Annotated in this window: 13 protein-coding genes; 7 read left to right on the top strand and 6 right to left on the bottom strand. The window is 69.8% G+C overall.

Annotation, left to right across the window (positions count from 1 at the left end; all coding sequences use genetic code 11):
* The first annotated feature begins 73 nt into the window (after nt 1-73).
* The 4 genes from ACIQD6_RS09885 (at nt 74) to htpG (ending at nt 6,425) form a co-directional block, all read left to right on the top strand.
* A complete protein-coding gene (locus ACIQD6_RS09885) occupies nt 74-1,276 on the top strand; it encodes a lactate 2-monooxygenase (RefSeq protein WP_401880279.1) in 1,203 nt (400 codons plus the stop codon).
* The gene (locus tag ACIQD6_RS09880) at nt 1,273-3,243 is read left to right on the top strand and encodes a CocE/NonD family hydrolase (protein ID WP_401880277.1); all 1,971 of its coding nucleotides are present in this window, start codon (nt 1,273-1,275) and stop codon (nt 3,241-3,243) included. The genes ACIQD6_RS09885 and ACIQD6_RS09880 overlap by 4 nt, the downstream gene beginning before the upstream one ends.
* A gap of 111 nt (nt 3,244-3,354) precedes the next feature.
* Nucleotides 3,355-4,317, top strand: a complete 963-nt coding sequence (locus ACIQD6_RS09875) for a GNAT family N-acetyltransferase (RefSeq protein WP_401880276.1) — start codon at nt 3,355-3,357, stop codon at nt 4,315-4,317.
* A gap of 182 nt (nt 4,318-4,499) precedes the next feature.
* Entirely contained in the window at nt 4,500-6,425 is a 1,926-nt protein-coding gene (htpG, locus tag ACIQD6_RS09870; RefSeq protein ID WP_401880275.1) for a molecular chaperone HtpG, read from the top strand.
* Between the two features lie 183 nt (nt 6,426-6,608).
* Here htpG and ACIQD6_RS09865 read toward each other — a convergent pair whose 3' ends face one another.
* Entirely contained in the window at nt 6,609-7,367 is a 759-nt protein-coding gene (locus ACIQD6_RS09865; RefSeq protein WP_401880273.1) for a dienelactone hydrolase family protein, read from the bottom strand.
* 373 nt (nt 7,368-7,740) lie between these two features.
* On the opposite strand from ACIQD6_RS09865, the gene ACIQD6_RS09860 reads away from it, so the two are divergent.
* Nucleotides 7,741-9,552 (top strand): RICIN domain-containing protein, encoded by a 1,812-nt coding sequence (locus ACIQD6_RS09860; protein WP_401880271.1) that lies wholly within the window; start codon nt 7,741-7,743, stop codon nt 9,550-9,552.
* 100 nt (nt 9,553-9,652) lie between these two features.
* Here the strand turns inward: ACIQD6_RS09860 and ACIQD6_RS09855 are convergent, their stop codons facing one another.
* The 4 genes from ACIQD6_RS09855 to ACIQD6_RS09840 form a co-directional block, all read right to left on the bottom strand.
* Nucleotides 9,653-11,473 carry a glycoside hydrolase family 2 protein gene (locus ACIQD6_RS09855; protein ID WP_401880269.1) on the bottom strand — a complete coding sequence of 607 codons (1,821 nt, stop codon included), beginning with the start codon at nt 11,471-11,473 and terminating at the stop codon, nt 9,653-9,655.
* Between the two features lie 93 nt (nt 11,474-11,566).
* Nucleotides 11,567-12,466, bottom strand: a complete 900-nt coding sequence (locus ACIQD6_RS09850) for a carbohydrate ABC transporter permease (RefSeq protein ID WP_401880267.1) — start codon at nt 12,464-12,466, stop codon at nt 11,567-11,569.
* A 2-nt stretch (nt 12,467-12,468) separates the two neighbouring features.
* Nucleotides 12,469-13,428, bottom strand: a complete 960-nt coding sequence (locus tag ACIQD6_RS09845; protein ID WP_401880265.1) for a carbohydrate ABC transporter permease — start codon at nt 13,426-13,428, stop codon at nt 12,469-12,471.
* 23 nt (nt 13,429-13,451) lie between these two features.
* On the bottom strand, nt 13,452-14,825 hold the full coding sequence (locus ACIQD6_RS09840) for an extracellular solute-binding protein (protein ID WP_401880263.1): 1,374 nt from the start codon (nt 14,823-14,825) through the stop codon (nt 13,452-13,454).
* A gap of 295 nt (nt 14,826-15,120) precedes the next feature.
* Between ACIQD6_RS09840 and ACIQD6_RS09835 the strand changes: the two genes are divergently transcribed.
* Entirely contained in the window at nt 15,121-16,173 is a 1,053-nt protein-coding gene (locus tag ACIQD6_RS09835) for a LacI family DNA-binding transcriptional regulator (RefSeq protein ID WP_401880261.1), read from the top strand.
* 114 nt (nt 16,174-16,287) lie between these two features.
* Here the strand turns inward: ACIQD6_RS09835 and ACIQD6_RS09830 are convergent, their stop codons facing one another.
* The gene (locus tag ACIQD6_RS09830) at nt 16,288-17,499 is read right to left on the bottom strand and encodes a discoidin domain-containing protein (RefSeq protein ID WP_401880259.1); all 1,212 of its coding nucleotides are present in this window, start codon (nt 17,497-17,499) and stop codon (nt 16,288-16,290) included.
* A gap of 376 nt (nt 17,500-17,875) precedes the next feature.
* Between ACIQD6_RS09830 and ACIQD6_RS09825 the strand changes: the two genes are divergently transcribed.
* Nucleotides 17,876-19,444 (top strand): discoidin domain-containing protein, encoded by a 1,569-nt coding sequence (locus ACIQD6_RS09825; protein WP_401880257.1) that lies wholly within the window; start codon nt 17,876-17,878, stop codon nt 19,442-19,444.
* The last annotated feature ends 73 nt before the right edge of the window (nt 19,445-19,517 follow it).

The following is a 19,517-nucleotide window of genomic DNA, read 5'->3' as shown; positions in this document are numbered from 1 at the left end:
GCTCGACCCCACTCCACCCCGCCCCGACGCCGGAGCCCCGGTGCCGCGGATCCGAGAAGACGAAGGAGATCGCATGGCAGCGCCCCGACGCAGCTTCGCGGACTACCAGTTCGAGATCTACATGAGAGGGCTGGAGGACGAGGTCCCGCCGTTCACCACGGACCTGTCGGCCCTGGAGGACGCGGCCCGCGACCGCATCGGCCCGCAGCCGTACTGGTACGTCGCGGGCGCGGCCGGCACCGGGGCCACCGCCCGCGCCAACCGCGCCGCGTTCGACGCGCACCGGATCGTGCCGCGTATGCTGCGCGACGCCACCGGCCGTGACCTGCGCACCACCGTGCTCGGCAGCGAACTGGCCGCCCCGGTGCTGCTCGCCCCCATCGGCGTGCAGTCCGTCGTCCACCCGGACGGCGAACTGGCCACCGCCCGCGCGGCCGAGGCCACCGGCGTACCGATGGTGCTGAGCACCGCGTCCTCGCACACGATCGAGGAGGTGGCCGAGGCCAACGGCGACGGGCAGCGCTGGTTCCAGCTGTACTGGCCGCACGACGACGAGGTGACCGCCAGCATCCTCAAGCGGGCCCGCGCGGCCGGCTACACGACCCTCGTCGTCACCCTGGACACCTGGCAGCTGGCCTGGCGCCCGCACGACCTGGACCAGGCGTATCTGCCCTTCATCCGCGGCAACGGCGTCGCCATCCCGCTCTCCGACCCGGTCTTCCGCTCCCGGCTGGACCGCCCCGCCGAGGAGGACCCGCGGGCCGCCGCCATGCGGTGGCTGCCGATCTTCAGCGGAAAGGCGCACACCTGGGACGAACTGGGCTTCCTGCGGGAGCACTGGGACGGCCCGATCGTGCTCAAGGGCATCGTGCACCCGCAGGACGCGCGCCGGGCCGTGGAGGCCGGCATGGACGGCGTCGTGGTCTCCAACCACGGAGGGCGCCAGGTGGACGGAGCCGTCGCCGCCCTCGACGCGCTCGTCGACGTCGTGGCCGAGGTCGGCGGCGAGACCGAGGTGCTCTTCGACTCCGGCATCCGCAGCGGCTCCGACGTGTTCAAGGCGCTGGCCCTGGGCGCCCGTGCCGTACTGCTCGGCCGCCCCTACGTCTACGGTCTGGCCCTCGGCGGCGCCGCCGGGGTGCGGCACGTCGTCCGCGGCCTGCTCGCCGACCTCGACCTGACGATGGGCCTGGTCGGCTGTACGGACGTGGCGCAGATCGGCCCGGACACACTGCACCGGCCGGATACGCCGCTGCGCGGAGAGGCCGGACGGTGAACCGCGGCCCGAGGCGTACCGGCCGGCCGACCGCGGCGATCACCGGCGCGCTCGCGCTGGCGCTGACCTCGGTGGTCCTCACCGGGTCCGGGGTACTGGCCGACACCGCGCCGACCGGAACCGCACGGGGCGGCCCGGCACCGGCGGCCACCGCCGCGTGGCCCCCCACCACCGGCCGGGGCCCCTGCGAGGTCGGCGAGACCACCGACGTCGGCGCGAAGATGCGGGACGGCACCGTGCTGCGCGCGGACGTCTACCGGCCGCGCACCGAGGACAAGGTCCCGGTCATCCTGATGCGGACCCAGTACGGCAAGGCGGACGCCGAGGTGCAGCCGTCGAGTTACCAGTCCCCGGAGTGGTTCGCCTCGCACTGCTATCTCGTCGTGGTGCAGGACGTACGCGGCCAGTACGCCTCCGACGGCGACTTCTACGAGTTCGCCGCCGAGGGCGAGGACGGCTACGACAGCGTGGAGTGGGCGGCCCGGCTGCCGGGTTCCAACGGCAAGGTGGGCATGTACGGCTCCTCCTATGTCGGCGCCACCCAGTGGCTGGCCGCCCAGCAGCGTCCGCCGCACCTGAAGACGATCGTGCCCGCCCTCACCTCGGACGACTACTACGACGGCTGGACCTACGAAGGCGGCGCGTTCCGGCTGAACTTCGTCGTGCCGTGGGCGATGCGCAAGATCGTTCCGTCGGCCGCCGCCAACCGCGCGGACTGGAAGACGTACCACCAGGTCAACCGGGACTACCTGGACGTACAGAAATGGATGGGCACGGCCCCGTACGACGAGTTCCGCCCGTTCCACCCCGGAGATCCGAAGATCGCCCCGTACTTCTTCGACTGGATCAAACACCGTACGAACGACGACTACTGGCGCCGGTGGGCTCCCAAGGAGCACTACGAGAAGGTCGACATCCCCGTGCTCAACTACGCGGGCTGGTACGACGCCTTCCTCGACGGCTCGGTCAAGAACTACGAGGGGATGGTGCGGCGGGCCGGTTCGCCCGAGGCACGCGACAACCAGCGGCTGGTCATCGGGCCCTGGGACCACACGGGCTGGGGGCGCCCGACCAGCGCCGCCGCTCCGATGCTCCAGCGGATCGGCCCGGCGGCCAACAGCCCGATCAACGAGATGATGCTCGCCTGGTGGGACCACCACCTCAAGGGCAAGGACAACGGAGTCCGGCGCGACGGCGTGGACTATTTCGTGATGGGCGCGAACAAATGGCGCACCGCGCCCTCCTGGCCGCTGCCGGGGACCCGTTGGACCGACTACTACCTGGGCTCCACCGGCCACGCCGCGGGCAACACCCGGGACGGCACGCTCTCGACCACACCGCCCGGCAAGGACACCGGCGCCCCGGCCGACCGTTACACCTACGACCCGCGCAACCCGGTGCCCAGCGTCGGCGGCCACTCCTGCTGCACGGCGGCGATCAGTACCCAGGGCCCGTACGACCAGCAGCAGATCGAACAGCGCCCGGACATCGCCGTCTACACCGGTGCGCCGATGACCGAGGACACCGAGGTCACCGGACCGATCACGGTGAAGCTGTACGCCGCTTCCTCGGCCCCGGACACCGACTGGACCGCCAAGCTCGTCGACGTACACCCCGACGGCACGGCGGTGAACCTCAACAGCGGCATCGTGCGCGCCAGTTACCGCGAATCGTCGACCGACCCGAAGCCGATCGTGCCGGGCAAGGTGTACGCGTACACGATCAAGGTGTGGCCGACCAGCAACCTGTTCAAGAAGGGGCACCGAATCCGGCTGGACATCTCCTCCAGCGACTACCCCCAGTACGACCCGAACCCCAACACCGGCAGCTGGCTGGGGGAGTCCACGGCCCGGCGCGTGGCGCACCAGACCGTGCTGCACGACGCGGCGCACCCGTCCAAGGTCACACTGCCGGTGATTCCGGACGGCGGCCTGTCCCAGGGCAGTGACACGCCCCCGCAGAAGTAGGACCGACCGGCAATTGCCGGTCGGTCTAAGGTCGGCGGCACCTGGTGCGGGAGGGGCGCCGCGCCACCGAGGACCGTGACCGTGATACCCGAACCGACGGAAAGGCAAGGCATGCACGACGTACGCCAGGCTCGTACGGCCGACTACCCCACGCTCGTGGAGTGCGTCCAGAAGTGGTGGGGGGACTCCCGCACTCCGGAGGGCGCACGAGAGCTGTCGCTGCTGCTGCCGCGGCTGTTCCTCCAGCACTTCGCCTCGACCAGTCTGGTGGTGGAGGACGAGACCGGTATCCGGGCGTTCCTGGTCGGATTCCACTCCGCCGACAACGCGACGGAGGCGTACATCCACTTCGTCGGAGTGGACCCGCTCCTGCGCGAGCAGGGCATCGCCCGCAGGCTCTACACCGCCTTCTTCGAGCACGCCGCCGCGGCGGGCCGCACCGAGGTGCACGCCATCACCTCACCGGGGAACACCGGCTCCGTCGCTTTCCACCGCGCGATGGGCTTCGAGCTGGACGCCGGTGACCGGGAGACCGACGGCCTTCCCACGCACAGCGACTACGACGGTCCCGGCCAGGACCGGGTGGTATTCCGCAGGAAGCTCGGCGCACCGGCCAGGGACACACTGGAGCCCTTCACCACGCGCCCGGCGGTGCCGGAGGACTTCGACGCCATCATCGCGGTGGTCGACGACTGGTGGGGGCGCCCCGCCTCCCGCGACCTGACCCGCCTCTTCGTCAGCCACTTCTTCGAGACCAGCCTGATCGCCGAGCGCGACGGCGAGCTGGCCGGCTTCGTCATCGGCTTCCTCTCGCCGTCCAAGCCGGAGGAGGCGTACATCCACTTCACCGGTATCGCCCCCGCCTGGCGCCGCACGGGCCTCGGCCGCTTCCTCTACGAGCGGTTCTTCGAGCGGGCGCGCGCCGACGGCCGGACCGTCGTCAAGGCCATCACCTCACCCCAGAACTCCCGTTCCATCGCCTTCCACAACGCCATGGGCTTCACCGACTCCGCCCCGATCGCGGACTACGACGGCCCGTCGCTGGACCGGGTCACGTTCACCCGCCCTCTCTGAGACATGCTCTCTGAGACATGCGACGGCTCCCGGAACCCATCGGGTCCGGGAGCCGTTGCATGTCAGGGGAAGGGGCCGGGAACGGCCTCATCCGCCGAACAGTGGTCTTTCGACCAGACTCGTTGACCTAAGGTTTTCCAGGAAGTTTTGTCACCAGGTAACCCGAGTAGGAATCCACGAATATGCCGACTGAGACATTCGAGTTCCAGGTAGAAGCGCGCCAGCTCCTCCAGATGATGATCCACTCGATCTATTCGAACAAGGACGTCTTTCTGCGTGAGCTCATCTCCAACTCTTCCGACGCGCTGGACAAGCTTCGCCTCGAAGTCCTCCGCGACGACACGCTCGGCGTGGACGTGTCCGACCTCCACATCGGCATCGAGACCGGAGAGGACCCGCGCACGCTCACGGTGCGCGACAACGGCATCGGAATGTCGTACGACGAGGTGGTCCAGCTCATCGGGACGATCGCGAACTCCGGTACCGCGAAGTTCCTGAAGGAGCTGAAGGAATCCAAGGACGTCGACAACGAGGGACTCATCGGGCAGTTCGGGGTCGGCTTCTACGCCGGTTTCATGGTGGCCGAGGAGGTCACACTGCTGACCCGCCGGGCGGGCGAGAGCAAGGGCACCCGCTGGACGTCCACCGGCGAGGGCACCTACACCCTTGAGGAGGTCGACGACGCGCCGCAGGGCACGGCCGTCACACTGCGGCTCAAGCCGGTCGACGCCGAGGACCAGCTGTTCGACTACACATCCCCCTGGAAGATCAGGGAGATCGTCAAGCGGTACTCGGACTTCATCACCTGGCCGATCAGGATGGCCGCCGCCGACGCTCAGAGCGACGAGGACGGCGAAGGCGGCGAGGACGGCGCCCGGCCGGAACCCGAGACGATCAACTCGATGAAGGCCCTGTGGGCGCGGTCCCGGGACGAGGTGACCGACGACGAGTACCACGAGCTCTACAAGCACATCAGCCACGACTGGGCCGACCCGCTCGAAACCGTCCGGATGCAGGCGGAAGGCACCTTCGAGTACCAGGCCCTGCTCTTCATCCCCTCGCGCGCGCCCCAGGACCTGTTCACCCAGGGACACAAGCGGGGGATACAGCTCTATGTGAAGCGCGTCTTCATCATGGACGACTGCGAGGCCCTCCTGCCGGAGTACCTCCGCTTCGTGAAGGGCGTCGTCGACGCCCAGGACCTGTCGCTCAACGTGTCGCGCGAGATCCTTCAGCAGGACCGTCAGATCCAGCTGATGCACCGCCGGCTGGTGAAGAAGGTGCTGTCCACCGTCAAGGAGATGATGTCCGCCCACGCGGACCGCTACGCGACGTTCTGGAAGGAGTTCGGCCGGGTCCTCAAGGAAGGACTCCTCAGCGACTACGAGAACCGCGACGCGATCCTCGGCGTCTCGTCGTTCGCCTCCACCCACGACAACGATGAGCAGACCACCCTCCAGCAGTACGTCGAGCGTATGAAGGACGGGCAGCAGCACATCTTCTACCTGACGGGCGAGTCCCGGGCGGCCATGGAGAACTCGCCCCACATGGAAGCCTTCCGGGCCCGGGGCGTCGAGGTGCTGCTCCTGACCGACCCCGTCGACGAGGTCTGGGTCGAGGCCGTCCCCGAGTTCGACGGCAGGCAACTGCGCTCCATCGCCAAGGGCGAGGCCGACCTCGACACCGAGGAGGAGAAGAAGGAGGTCGAGGCCGAGCGCGAGAAGCGGCAGGAGGAGTACGCGGAACTGCTGACCTGGATGACGGGGCGGCTCAGCGAGGACGTGAAGGAGGTACGGCTCTCCTCCCGTCTGACCGTCTCGCCGGCCTGCGTCGTCTCGGACAGCGACGACGTGACGCCGGCCCTGCGGAGCATGTACCAGGCCATGGGCCAGGAGATGCCGCAGACCAAGCGCATCCTTGAACTCAACCCCGGCCACCCGCTGGTCGAGGGTCTGCGGAAGGCCCAGGCCGAACGTGACTCCGACCCGGGCCTCGCGGAGACGGCCGAACTCATCTACGGAATGGCGCTGCTTGCCGAGGGCGGCGAACTGAGCGACCCGTCGCGCTTCACCAAGCTGGTGGCGGAGCGCCTGGAGCGCACCCTGTAGGGAATCCCGGCGCCGCCCGGAGGGCGGACAGAGACCAACGAGGGGCGTCCGACGCGCAGAAGCTCACGTCGGGCGTCCCTCGCGTACGTCTGACGGAACCCCGTACGTCTGCCGGAACTCCCGTACGCCTGGCGGAACCCTCGCTCGCCTGGCGGAACTCCCGTACGCCTGGCGGAACTTCGGTCAGAGGGCGCGGCCCAGGAGATCCAGCAGGGCCGCCCAGTGGCGTTCCGTCGCTTCGGCGTCGTACATGGCCGTGTCGGCCTGGGTGAAGCCGTGGTGGGCGCCGGTGTAGACCTCGGTGCGGTGGCGGACGCCCGCCGCGGTGAGCGCCTTGTCGAGGCGGTCGACCTGCTCAGGGGGCAGGGTGGAATCCTGGTCGGCGTGGCCGAAGTAGAGCTCGGCGGTGATGCGGTCGGCTGCCAGGTGGGGGCTGTCCGGCGCCTCGGACGCGAGGTAGGCGCCGTGGAAACCCGCCGCGGCGGCCACCCGGTCCGGGTGGGCTCCGGCGGTGCGCAGGGCCAGGCCGGCGCCCATGCAGTAGCCGGTGACACCCACCGGGCCGCCGTTGGTCAGAGGGGAGGCGGCCAGCCAGTCGAGGTAGGTGCCGGCGTCCCGCATGGCTGCCTCGGGGGTGAGCGTCGCCATGGCAGGCCGGATGCTCTCGAAGATCTCCGGGCGCTCGGCCGGGTTGATGAAATCGGGGAGCGGCACCAGGGGCGCCCGCCCGCTGCGGTAGACGACGTTGGGGACCAGGACCGTATAGCCGGCCGAGGCGAGCCGGTCGGCCATCTTCTTCAGGTGGGGGCGCAGTCCGAAGGCGTCCATGTAGAAGAGGACGGCGGGGTGCGGGGCGCCGTCGTCGGGGTGGGTCAGGTACGCGTCGGCGGTTCCGTCCTGGGTGGGGATGTCTACTGACGATCCGTGCACAGCGGTGGTCATGGGTGTCTCTCTTCGTTACGGGGATGGATCGTTACGGGCGCGGATCCGTAGGCGCGGGCACGCACGGCTTCGTCCCGGGGGCCTGACGACTCCTTGCACAGCGACATTCTCACCTTGTCAGAGATGGTCAAAGAATTTGTACATCGATGTAAGAAGAGTGTCGCACGTCTGTGTACATCGATGTACAACCGGCTTTACTCTGGCGCTCGCAGCCAGCGAGCCCCGCCTGTGCCCCGTGCGTACAGGCACTCGCGTCGATGACTGTTGCCACCGTGGCCGAACCCGGTGGCGGGCCGGGCTCCGCGGTGCTGCGCCTCGTGCGACAGCGGCGCGCTGCCCCGCCGTACACGCTGTGCGCTCAGGAAGGATCTCCGTGTTCCGTCTCCGCCGACCCCGCTTCCTCAGACCCCGCAGCCCTCTCGCGCGCGGCCTGCCGCCCGCCCCCGCTCTCCCGGCCACCTTCCACACCGCCGGCCACCTCCCCCGGCGGACGGCTCGGGGCGTACTGCTGGGGCTGGCCGGGGTGTTGAGCCTCGCTCTGATCGTGCCCGCCGGCCCTGCCCTGGCCGCCGGTGCGGTACCCGCCACTGGCGCCGTCGGTTCCGCGAGTGCCGCCGGTTCCGCCGGTTCCGCGGTGAAAGATGCCGCCCCCGCCGCCACGGGTACGCCGCTGCGCAACGGCACGGGCCTGTACCCCCGCGCCATCCGGCTGGCGCACAACGGCGCCGCCAACGGACGCGTCCTCGCGAGTGTCACCACCTTCGACGGCAACAACGGGATCGGCGCCATCCACGAGAGCACCGACAACGGCTCGTCCTTCCGCGAGGTGGGCAGGGTCGTCGATCCGGAATCGTCCGCGGGCCAGGGGCAGTGCTGCGGCACTGTGTTCGAACTTCCCCGGCAGGTGGGCGGGTTGCCGGCCGGCACTCTCCTGTGGGCGGCCTCCGCCGGGCAGGACGAGCCGAACCGGCGTATGTCTCTGCGCGTATGGCGCAGCAACGATGTGGGCCGCACCTGGTCCTACCTGTCGGCCTGCGCCACCGCGAGCGGGACGGGCGGGCTGTGGGAACCGGAGTTCTCCGTAGCGGCCGACGGTGCGCTCGTCTGCCACTACGCCGACGAGACCGACGCCGGGCACAGCCAGAAGCTGTCCGCCGCCCGCACCTACGACGGTGTGAACTGGCAGGGCCGTCGCGACACCGTGGCGAGTACCTGGCAGCCCGACCGGCCCGGCATGCCGGTGGTGCGCAAGCTGCCGAACGGCACGTACTTCATGAGCTACGAGATCTGCAATCCCGGTGGCCAGTACCAGTGTGTGGTGCATTACCGGACCTCGTCGGACGGCTGGAACTGGGGGGATCCGGCCTCGCTCGGGTTCCGGCCGGAGACGGTCGACGGCAAGTACTTCAGGGCCGCGCCGACCGTCGCCTGGGCGCCCGCGCCGGACGGCGGACCGAATGGCAGGCTGCTGCTGATCGGGCAGATGCTGCTCAACCGTGACGGCACGCCGGCGTCGGACAGCGGACGTACGATCCTCGCCAACACGGAGAACGGCAGCGGCCCCTGGTACGAGATCGAGTCGCCGGTGCGGGTCGCGAACCCGACCGCGAACTACTGCCAGAACTACAGTGCGCCGCTGCTGCCCTCGACCGACGGGAGGCAGGTCCTTCAGATCGCCACCGACTGGGACGGCACCGTCTGCAAGCCGTACTACGCCACCGGCGGGATCACCGGCAGCGGTGACGCGGCCGGTGTGGCGGACGGCGCCCTGTACCGGCTCGTGAACGCCAACAGCGGGCACTGCCTGGACGTCGCCGAGGACTCCCGGCTGCCGGGCGGCAATGTGCAGCAGTGGACGTGCAACGGCCTGGGGCCGCAGCAGTGGACCCTGCGCGCCCGTGGCGGCAACCAGTTCACACTCACCGCCCGCAACAGCGGGTACTGCCTGGACGTGCAGGACGGCTCGCAGACACCGGGAGCCAATGTCCGCCAGTGGCACTGCAACAGCCTGGCCGCGCAGGACTGGCGGCTGGAGAACGTCGGCCGCGGCTACTACCGGCTCATCGCCCGGTCCAGCGGTCAGTGTCTGGATGTGGCCGAGGGCTCGCGGCTGCCGGGCGGCAATGTGCGGCAGTGGACGTGCAACGGCCTCCAGCCCCAGCTCTGGCAGTTGCAACGGGTCTGAACGGGTCTGAAGGAAGGCCCGAAGGCCCTTCGGACCGAGTGACACCGACACCACGCCTCCCCGGCATCAGCCGGGGAGGCGTGGTGCGAGGACGAGCTTCCTACGTGGGGTCCTGCTCCTCGATGGCGGCCGGACGTATCTGCGCGGCGCGGACACGTCCGACGTCCAGCTTGGTGCCGCGGTCGAAACGGTAGACACCGTTGCGTTCCTGGAACACATCGGTCAGCTGCGTGTAGCAGTAGCCGAACATGCCGGGGTCGTCCAGCAGGACGCCCGTGAGCCCCGCGAACCGGGCGTGGAACTCCTCCTCGTCGCGCACCCGTTCGCCGTACCCCCAGGACTCCGTCCGGTCCTCGCCGGACTCCGCGGCGGCCGCCGCCGGGTCCCACCAGATACCGCCGAACTCACTGACGAAGTAGGGCTGGCCCCGGTACGGCAGGGAGTAGCCGGCGCCGTTCTCATGGGTGTTGACGAACGGCTCGTCCTTGGCGAGGCCGGACATCAGGCGCTGGAAGGCGGCCGGGTCCTGTTCGTAGCTGTGGGAGTCATAGATGTCGGTCTCGGTGACCCGGTGGGCGTATCCGGAGGTGTCGAGGACCGGCCTGGTCGTGTCCATGGCCTTCGTGGCCAGGAACATCGCGCGGGTCACGGCGTCGAGCTGGGTGATGCGGTCGTGCAGTTTCTGGTACGTCTCGTTGAGCGGGCACCACCCGATGATCGAGGGGTGCGAGTAGTCGCGTTCCAGCGCCTCGAGCCACTGGGCGGTGTAGGAGGCGTCCGGCCGCTGGTTGTCGCCCGAGGAACCGCCGGTCTCGCAGCCCCAGTCGCCGAACTCTCCCCACACCAGGTAGCCCAGGCGGTCCGCGTGGTGGAGGAAGCGCTCCTCGAAGACCTTCTGGTGCAGCCGTGCCCCGTTGAAGCCCGCCGCCATGGCGATCTCGATGTCGTGGACCAGCGCCTCGTCGGTCGGCGCGGTCATCAGGCCGTCCGGGTACCAGCCCTGGTCGAGCACCAGCCGCTGGAACAGGGGCCGCCCGTTGAGGGTGACGGCCTTGCCCCGGATGCCTACGGCCCGCAGACCCGCGTAACTCTCCGCGCTGTCGGCCACCTCGCCCGCCGCGTCGAGGAGTTCGATCCGCAGGTCGTACAGATGCGGGTCCCGCGGGCACCACTCGCGGAGCCGCTCCTGGGGTACCGGGAGGTGCAGGCGCGGTGCGAGATCGAGGTCGGCGCGGACCTCCGCGCGGCAGACCTCGCCGTCGGCGTCGGCGAGGACGGCACGTACCCGATGGCCGGGGCGATTGCCGGAGAGGGGCAGTTCCAGATGGAACGCCGATCCCGCCAGGTCAGGCGTGATACGGGGACGGCGCAGGTGGAGGTCGGGGACGGGCTCCAGCCACACGGTCTGCCAAATGCCGGTGACCCGGGTGTAGTTGCAGTCGTGGTTGGCGTACTGGACGGCCTGTTTGCCCCGGGCCTGCGGGCCTGAGCGCGGGTCGCGGGCCCGGACGGTGAGGGTGACCTCTCCGGAGCCGGCCATGTCACCGAGGTCGGCGGTGAACGGTGTGAACCCGCCTCGGTGGCGGGCCACTTCGGTGCCGTTGGCCCACACGGTGGTGTCGTAGTCGACGGCGCCGAAGTGCAGCAGCACACGGCGTCCGGCCCACTCGGGCGGCAGGGTGAGCACCCGCCGGTACCACACCGCCTCCAGGAAATCGGTGTCGCCGATGCCGGACAGCTCCGACTCGGGCGGGAAGGGGACGAGGATCTCGCCGGTCAGGGAGCGGTCCAGGAGGCCCCGTTCCAGGCCGCTGTCCCCTCGGTCGGTCTCGAACTGCCAGGCGCCGTTGAGGTTGAGCCAGTCGGTACGGACGAACTGCGGTCGCGGGTACTCCGGGCGCGGTACGGAGGGAGTGGGCACACATGCTCCAGTCGGTGTGAAGGCGGGCGGTGCGGTCACCGAACGCAAATGTACATCGATGTAAATATGTCGCGGGCGAAGCGGGAACTCAGGTCAGGAGCCGCCGAAGCCCGTGGTGGCCACCGATGTGACGATGCGCCGTTGGAAGAGGAGGAACATGACGATCAGCGGCAGCGAGGCGAGCAGTGCGGAGGCCATGGACTGGGCGTACTGGATGCCGAAGGAGTCCCTGACGGTGGCCAGGCCCACCGGGAGTGTCATGAGATCGGGGTCGTTGGTGACGATGAACGGCCACATGAAGTTGTTCCAGGCGCCGATGAACACGAAGATCGCGACGGAGGCCACGATGGGCCGGGACAGCGGCAGGACGATCGAGAGGAAGACCCTGAACTCGGACGCGCCGTCGATCCTGGCGGCATCCTCCAGTTCCCGGGGCAGCCTTTCGAAGAACCTCTTGAGGATGAACACCATCATGGGCGCCACCACTTGGGGCAGGATGACCGCCGCGTAGGTGTCGACCAGGTTGAACAGCAGCATCTGCTTGAAGAGGGGGACGACGAGCAGCTGCGGCGGCACCATGATGGCGGCGACGGTGACGGCCAGCAGGACCCGGCGACCGCGGAACGTACCGCGCGCGAAACCGTAGGCGGCCAGTGTGGAGACGGCCACGGTGACCAGGGTGACCAGACCGGCTATGAGGAAGCTGTTGAAGGCCCAGGTCGGAACGTTTCCGCGGGAAAGGATCCGCTGGTACGACTCCAGAGTGAAGGCGCCCTTGAACGGGAACAGGCCGGGCTTCGACGCGTCCTGCTCACTCTGGAACGAGGTGGCGATCGCCCAGACGAACGGCAGCAGCCAGACGGCCGCCAGCACCACCAGGGCGGTTCCGGTCAGTATGCGGGGCAGCCGCCCCGGCCCGAGGAGCATCGGTGAACCGTCGGCTCCACGGGGCGCACGGCGCCTCGGGCGCACCGGAGTTGCGGTAGCGGACACGGTCAGTCCTCCTGGCGGAAGAAGCGGAGCTGCGCGACGGAGATGACGATCACCAGCGCGAAGAAGACGTAGGAGACGGCCGAGGCGTAGCCCAGCCGGTAACCGGTGAACCCGACGTCGTAGACGTACTCCAGGATGGGGCGGGTGGAACCGTTCGGGCCGCCCTTCGTGAGGATGTAGATCTGATCGAAGACCTTGAGCGACGCCAGGACCTGGAGCATGGCCACCAGCAGCGTGGTGTGGCGCAGTTGGGGCAGTGTGATGGACCACAGCCGCCGCCAGGCGCCCGCGCCGTCGAGCACGGCGGCCTCGTCGAGGGCCTCCGGCAGGGACTGGAGCGCGGCCAGGTAGAGCAGGAAGTTGAAGCCGATCGTCCACCAGACGGTGAGCGCGGCGATGGACCACATGGCGACCGACTCGTCGGACAGCCAGCCGACGGGCTCCATCCCGAGCGCTCCGAGCAGCTGGTTGCCGAAGCCGAGCTCGGGCTGGTAGAGCCACGCCCAGATGAGAGTCACCACGGTGACGGGCAGCAGATAGGGCGCGAAGAACGCCAGACGCCATGCCCACTGGCCGGCCAGTCCGCTGTGGACCAGCAGCGCCATCGCGAGTGCGACCAGTACCAGCGGGACACACGTGATGAGGGTGAAGACGAGTGTGTTTCCCAGGCTGCTCCAGACGTCCGGGTCGCCGAAGGCCTCGGCGTAGTTGGCGAAACCGACGAAGGCCGTGTCGCGCAGCGCGAGCGAGCTGTCGGTGAAGCTCATCCACAGGCCATGGACGACGGGCCAGACCAGGAAGAGTCCGAAGAGCAGCAGGAAGGGCAGGACGAAGAGCAGGCCGCCGCTTCCGCCCGTGGCGCCCTTGTTCCGGAAGGGGATCCGGCCGCGGGGAATGGTGGACGGCGGTGTGCCGGTGGGTGCGGCGCCACCGGTCGGCGCGGTGGGTACGGTCGTTGTCACGTCTGTAGCTCCTTGTGCTCCGGTCAGGCCACCGGGTTGGGCTGATGAAGCAGCGTGTTCGCCTCGCGGACCATCTGCCGCACCGCCTTCTCGGCCGAGGTGTTGCCGAGCAGTGCCGACTGGAGCGGCTGGCACATGCGGTTCTGGAAGTTCGAGGCCGCCCCGGCGAACCAGTTCGGCGGATCGAGCACCGCCACCTCGCCCGCGTCCGCGTACGACGACTGGGGGCGGAGCTTCGCGTACTCGGGGCGGGCCAGGACGGGCTGGTACGCGGGGATGTGGCCGGCGCTCGCCCAGGTGAGGCTCTGCTTGAGCAGCTGGGCGACGTAACGGTGGGCCTCGCGCCGTCGCCCGGGGTCCGGGTCGGCCTGATGCGGCAGGACGAAGCTGTGGGAGTCGGTGTAGACGGCAGGGCGGTCGAAGACCTGGGGGAAGGGAGCGGCACCCAGGGGGATGCCCGACTTCCGCAGGGTCGGCAGCTCCCACTCGCCGAGCATGGCCATGCCGCCGCGGCCGCCGATGAACGTGGCCACCGAACCGTAGTAGTCCAGGTTGTTGGGGTTGGTCCTGCCGTCGAAGAGCCGCCGCATGAACGTCACGACCCGGTTCGCGGCGTCGATGTCGATCTCGGCCGGGCCGCCTTCCGGAAGGGTGAAAGCGGCGCCGGTCTGGGCGTAGAGGGCGGCGAACAGCCGCCAGGTCTGTGCTGGGTCGTTGACGTGACCGAAGAGGATGCCCGCGCCTCCGGTGGCCTTCGCGAGCGCCTCGCCCGCGTCCAGCAACGCCTCGGGGGAGCCCATCGGGGCGAGTTCGCCCGAGGAGTCCAGGAGCCCGGCCTTGTCCGCGGCGTCCCGGTCGTAGAAGACGATGAAGGGGTGGACGTCCAGGGGGATCGCGTAGACGGTCCCCCTGTGTTGAGTCCGCTTCCAGACGTTCGCGGTGAAGTCGGCCTCGGCGCAACCGAATTCGGCGAGCAGGTCCAGGTCGAAGGGGTCCAGCAACCCGCCGGGCGCGTATCCGGCCAGCCGGGAGAGGTGGAGAACGGCCACGTCGGACGCCCGGCCTCCGGCGGCCGACATGGCGAGCTTGGTGTAGTACGACGGCCCCCATTCCAGGATGGTGCGGTCGACGGTGAAGGCGTCACGGCCGGTGGAGACGGCCTTGATCATGTCGTCCATCAGCATGCCGTCGCCGCCCTGGAAGGGGTCCCAGACGCTCAGGGCCGAGACGTCCGGGGACGCGGCCGGCGAGGCGCAGCCGGTCAGCGGGCCCGAGGCGAGCAGCGCGGCGCCGGCTCCGGCCGCGCCGTAGCGCAGGAGCCCGCGGCGGTCGACGCCCGCCGTCGGCGGGGGCGTGCACGCGGGCCGCGGCCCGGGGACAGGTGGGGAAGAACTCATCACGGACCTTTCGACGGCCGGTCGACCATGCCGGTTGACGGCGGCCACCGGCATGGGCAACCGGTGGCGGCCCACCGAGGGCAACGGGTGGGCACCGCTCCGGCGACCGGCGCGATGCCATGTTTTTACATCGATGTACAACAGCTGTAAAGAGTTACGGCACTGCCTGCTGTACGGCGAGGAGCCCAGGACGGGTCTACGACGAGGAGGCCAGGCCAGGTCGGACGCCGCCGTGATCAGACGGTCCGCCGCGGCATAGACTCGGCAGTGCACAAGGGGGCCGGGGGAGGTGGCAGTGGCACGACCCAGGATCAAGGACGTCGCACGGCACGCGGGAGTGTCGGAGAAGACTGTCTCGAACGTGATCAACGACTACATCCATGTGTCCGACCGGACCCGGCGTGTGGTCCGTGAGGCCATCGACCACCTCGGCTACCGGGTGAACCTGGCGGGCCGCCATCTGCGCACCGGGCGCAGCGGGGTCATCGCCCTGGTCGTACCGGAACTGGACGTCCCGTACTTCGCCGAACTCGCCCGGCACGTCATCCGCGAGGCCGAGCAGTGCTCACTGACCGTGCTGGTCCACCAGTCCGGCGGGGACCGCCGGCACGAGCTTGCGGCGCTCTCGGGGTTCGGCTCCGATTTCGTCGACGGCATCATCCTCAGTCCGCTCGCCCTGACCTCCGACGACCTGCGCGAGAACGCGGCGTCGCCGCCGACGGTCCTGCTGGGCGAGCTGCTGGAGGAGGGGGCCGACCACGTGGCGATCGACAACGAACGGGCCGCGCGGGAAGCCACCGAGCACCTGATCGCTCGCGGACACCGCGGCATCCTGGTCATCGGGGGCCGCGACAGGCCGGGACTGGGCACCGCCGAGGCGCGCACCCGCGGATACCGGGCGGCCCTGTCGGCGGCGGGTATCGCCTATGACCCGGCGGCGCTGCTGCCCGTCGCGGCCTTCCGGATGCCCGACGGGGCCGACGCGGTGACCCGGGCTCTGAGCGGCGGCGCACGCCCCGACGCGCTGTTGTGCCTCAACGACCAGCTGGCTCTGGGAGCGTTGCGCGCGTTGCACGAACACGGTGTACGGGTGCCCGAGGACATCGCCGTGATGGGCTTCGACGACGTGGAGGGCGGGCGGTACAGCGTCCCGACACTGAGCACCGTGGCCCCCGACAAGGGGGCGGTGGCCAAGGCCGCCGTCCAACTGCTGCGGCACCGCATCGACGAGGTGAACCGGCCGGGGGACGGGGCGGACGAGACGGCAGCGGCTCCCTTGTCACCGCAGGACCGCGTCGTGGCACACCGTCTCGTCCTGCGGGAGAGCACCGAGGGCGCGCGACACTGATCAGCACCTACCGCCGGCGATGAGCGACAGATCGAACGCTCTGCGTGACAGGAGGGGTTGGTGAGACCGAAGAGGCATCCTTCACCAACGTCCCCAAGGCTGGGCCGGGAATCTTCAGTAGGCCGCGAGTTCGGACAACTGGGCTGCGGGCCACCCGCTGTTGGCGGTGAATCGAAGCTCGATGTAGCGGGTCGCGGTGTTGCTGAAGCGAATGGTGACGGAGTTTCCGGTGGCCGCGTCGAAGGTGTAACCGGCTGAGGAAGCCAGTGTGAACGCGTTGGAGGTGTTGTGCGCGCCCCACACCGACAGGGTCTGGGTACGGGAGTTCCAGTCGGCGACCTGGGGCAGTTTCAGCACGATCTTGGAGACGCTCTTCTCCGCCCCGAGGTCGACGCGGATCGAGTGCGGGAAGGTGTCCGTGCCCTTCGTGCTCTCCCAGTAGGTCGCGGCGTCGCCGTCCGTGACATGCGAGCCCACGAAGTCCTCCACGTGGCTGTCGGCCGAAACCGACCTGCCCCGGGCCAGGTTCACTGTGTTGTGGGCCACTGCGTCGGCGGTCGGTTTGCCGGCGCCCCCGCCCGAAGTCTCCTTGGTGGCCTTGGGTGGAGTGGTCCGGTCCGACTGCGGAGCGTTCGTCCGCGGGGTCGTCGAGGGCGACGGCGCCTTGGTGTCCTTGCCCGCCGTGGTCGGTTTTGTGGTCGTCGGCTTCGTTGTGGGTTCCGCCGGAGCGTAGTTGCCCTGCCGCGCGTCCGGGGACTTGTCGCCGAGGACGGTGTTGGCGTCGGCGGCCACCGACGACTTGTCCGACTTCCGCTCCGAGTCGTCCGTGGCCCAGATCAGCAGCGGCACGGCGAGAAGGACGGTGCCCGCGATGCCCGCGGCCGCGAGCAGTGGCTTCTTCTGGTTCCCGGAGGGCGGTTCATCGTCGCCACGCGCCGTTCCGTCGCCGGAGGCCCCACCCGCCACGGCCAGCGTGACGACCTCGTCCTCCGGTGCTCCGGCCGACGCCGACTGCGCCGTCCGCGCCGCCTGTTCACGCGTACGCCCGGTGGCTTTCGGCTCGGCCTGCTCGGTCGACTCCGCCTGCTGTCGCGAGGCCGCCGCGCCTGTCGCCGCCCCTTCCTCTGTCGTGCCGCTCGTACCGCTCGCGGCACTCGTGCCGCTCGTGCCGCTCGTGGTGCCGGAAGACGCGGGCACGAGTGCGTCCGTCGCCGCGACCGACGCGGTGTCCGGTCGCGACCGTGCGGTCTCCTCGCCCTCACCGCGCGCCGCACCGGCGGCGGGCTGTGCGGCCGGCGCCAGTATTCGGCCCGGGTCGGCTCGCACCGACGTCAGCGGGACCGCCTTGCGAACGGACGGCCCATGCTTGGCGGCCGACGGAGCCGCGCTTCCCGCAGTCGAGGAACCACGTGACGATCCGTCCGGGGAGGACCGATTGTGACGACTTGTCATCATTCTCCTTGGGCCTTGTACGTGATCGGCGGTGCGGGTCCTCCGGCTGCCCGGTGGTGGTCCCGGAGTTTAGCCACAGGCGGCTGGACCAGCGGATTCCGGGCCGCGACGGACACTCCGCCGCTACCGGCTAGCGGGCCGGATCGCCAGTGGTTGCTCGCGATGTCAGTGGGTGCCGGTAGCTTCTTGCCATCCGCGGAGACGAGTTGGCCGTGGATCACCATCGCAGGACGACTACTGAGGGACGCTCATGGATCCGGTCTTCGCAGATTTCTCCACCACTCCGGCCCGGCTGTCGAACGCCGTCGTGGGGTATCACCGGTGCGGGGTGGCGCCCTCGCATCTCGCGCTGGGCTCCGACGGATACATCAAACTCGACTTCACGACGGACGGACGCGAGGAAGTCGCCGGGGCCGTCCTGACCGTGACGACCCTCGGCGCGAGCGTTCCCATGGACGTCCTGCTCAACGGCAAGGCCGTGGCGGAGGGGCTCGCGTTCCCCGGGGCCGGCGGACACGGTGTTCCCCAGGACAGCGTCCTGTCCCTCCCGGGAGAACTGCTGATGCCGGGCGACAACCTGCTGGAGATACGCAGCCCCGCCGGCGAGGAGGAACTGATCCGGCTGACCACCATCACCCTGGACCCCGCCCACGACAGCGGCCGCGCCCAGCGCGCCATGGCGGCCAGGGCGAGCACCCGGTCGGTCTTCGCGTTCGATACCGAGCAGCGTCCGGCCGACTCCGCCGTGTGGCAGCCCACTTCGCGGCTGCTCTTCCACATCGACCGGGGCGACCGCGCGGTTCCCGCGCAGCTCTCCTGGCGCGGGACGGACGGCGCGGAAGCGGCGATAGCCTTCCGACCGGACATGTCCGGCTTCCGCGGTCACTACCGTGCCGCCGACGGCGTGCTCGGCGAGTTCCTCGGCACGCTCATGGACCGCTGGGCCTACCCCGACGGCACCACGGACGCCCCGCTGCACCGGTTCACCACCGAGGAGGGCCAGGACGGCGACTGGCGTCCCTCCGGTGAACTGCGACTCCTGCTCGACGACGGGCGTGCGACGCCCGTGGAGCGGGTGTCCTGGAGCGACCGGCGCGGGAACGCGGCCTCGGTCACGCTGTCTGCCGCCGTTACCACGGCCGGCGGTCATGCCGCGACCGGCGAACTGCTCGACATCACCGACACGGTCACCGGTGTCGAGGCGAGCGACGAGTTCGAGGCGGCGGGGGAGGTCGCGCGCAACCTGCTCCGCAAGTCCCGGAGCAAGTGGCTGGTACACGACGACACCGCCGACCTGGACTTCACCCTCCAGCGCCCGGCCGCCGTCGCGTCGTACAGGCTGACCTCCGCCAACGACGCGCCGGGCCGCGACCCGCGGGACTGGCACCTCCAGGGCTCGCACGACGGCAGCACGTGGACGACGCTCGACACCCGTACCGGCGAGCGCTTCACACACCGCTTCGAGACAAGGGACTTCCCCTTCACCAACACCACGTCCTACCGCCGCTACCGGCTGCGCATCACCGACAACGCCGGCGGCCACGAGATCCAGCTCAGCCAGGTCGAGCTCCTCGCCGGTGCCGACCACGCTCCCGCACTCGCCGCGTCCGACTTCATCGGCTACTACGGGCCGGCCGGAGAGGCCCCCACCGGGTACCGGGGTACGACCGTTTCCGGACCGGAGTCCGACGCGGAGGGGGAGGGGAAGGAAGGGCCGCAGGAGAAGCTGCTCGCCGGGAATCTGACGGATAGCGCCCAGGACCTGGAAAGCGCCGCCCGCCTCATCGGGAAGCTGGCGGAGTACCTTCGCACCCCCTGACCCCTCCCTGGCCGTTTCCGGTCACCTCCCGCCTCCTGCTCGCCGCGGAGAGCGCCGGGCAGGACGCACACCA

It is taken from the genome of Streptomyces sp. NPDC088400 (assembly GCF_044753355.1).
GTDB lineage: Bacteria > Actinomycetota > Actinomycetes > Streptomycetales > Streptomycetaceae > Streptomyces.
The sequence above is the reverse complement of the archived record's forward strand: the minus strand, read 5'-3'. Positions and strand labels throughout refer to the sequence as shown.

Coding starts and splice junctions, on each gene's coding strand:
- htpG (WP_401880275.1), top strand. CDS start 4,500: ATGCCGACTGAGACATTCGAGTTCCAGGTAGAAGCGCGCCAGCTCCTC.
- ACIQD6_RS09865 (WP_401880273.1), bottom strand. CDS start 7,367: ATGACCACCGCTGTGCACGGATCGTCAGTAGACATCCCCACCCAGGAC.
- ACIQD6_RS09825 (WP_401880257.1), top strand. CDS start 17,876: ATGGATCCGGTCTTCGCAGATTTCTCCACCACTCCGGCCCGGCTGTCG.
- ACIQD6_RS09840 (WP_401880263.1), bottom strand. CDS start 14,825: ATGAGTTCTTCCCCACCTGTCCCCGGGCCGCGGCCCGCGTGCACGCCC.
- ACIQD6_RS09875 (WP_401880276.1), top strand. CDS start 3,355: ATGCACGACGTACGCCAGGCTCGTACGGCCGACTACCCCACGCTCGTG.
- ACIQD6_RS09885 (WP_401880279.1), top strand. CDS start 74: ATGGCAGCGCCCCGACGCAGCTTCGCGGACTACCAGTTCGAGATCTAC.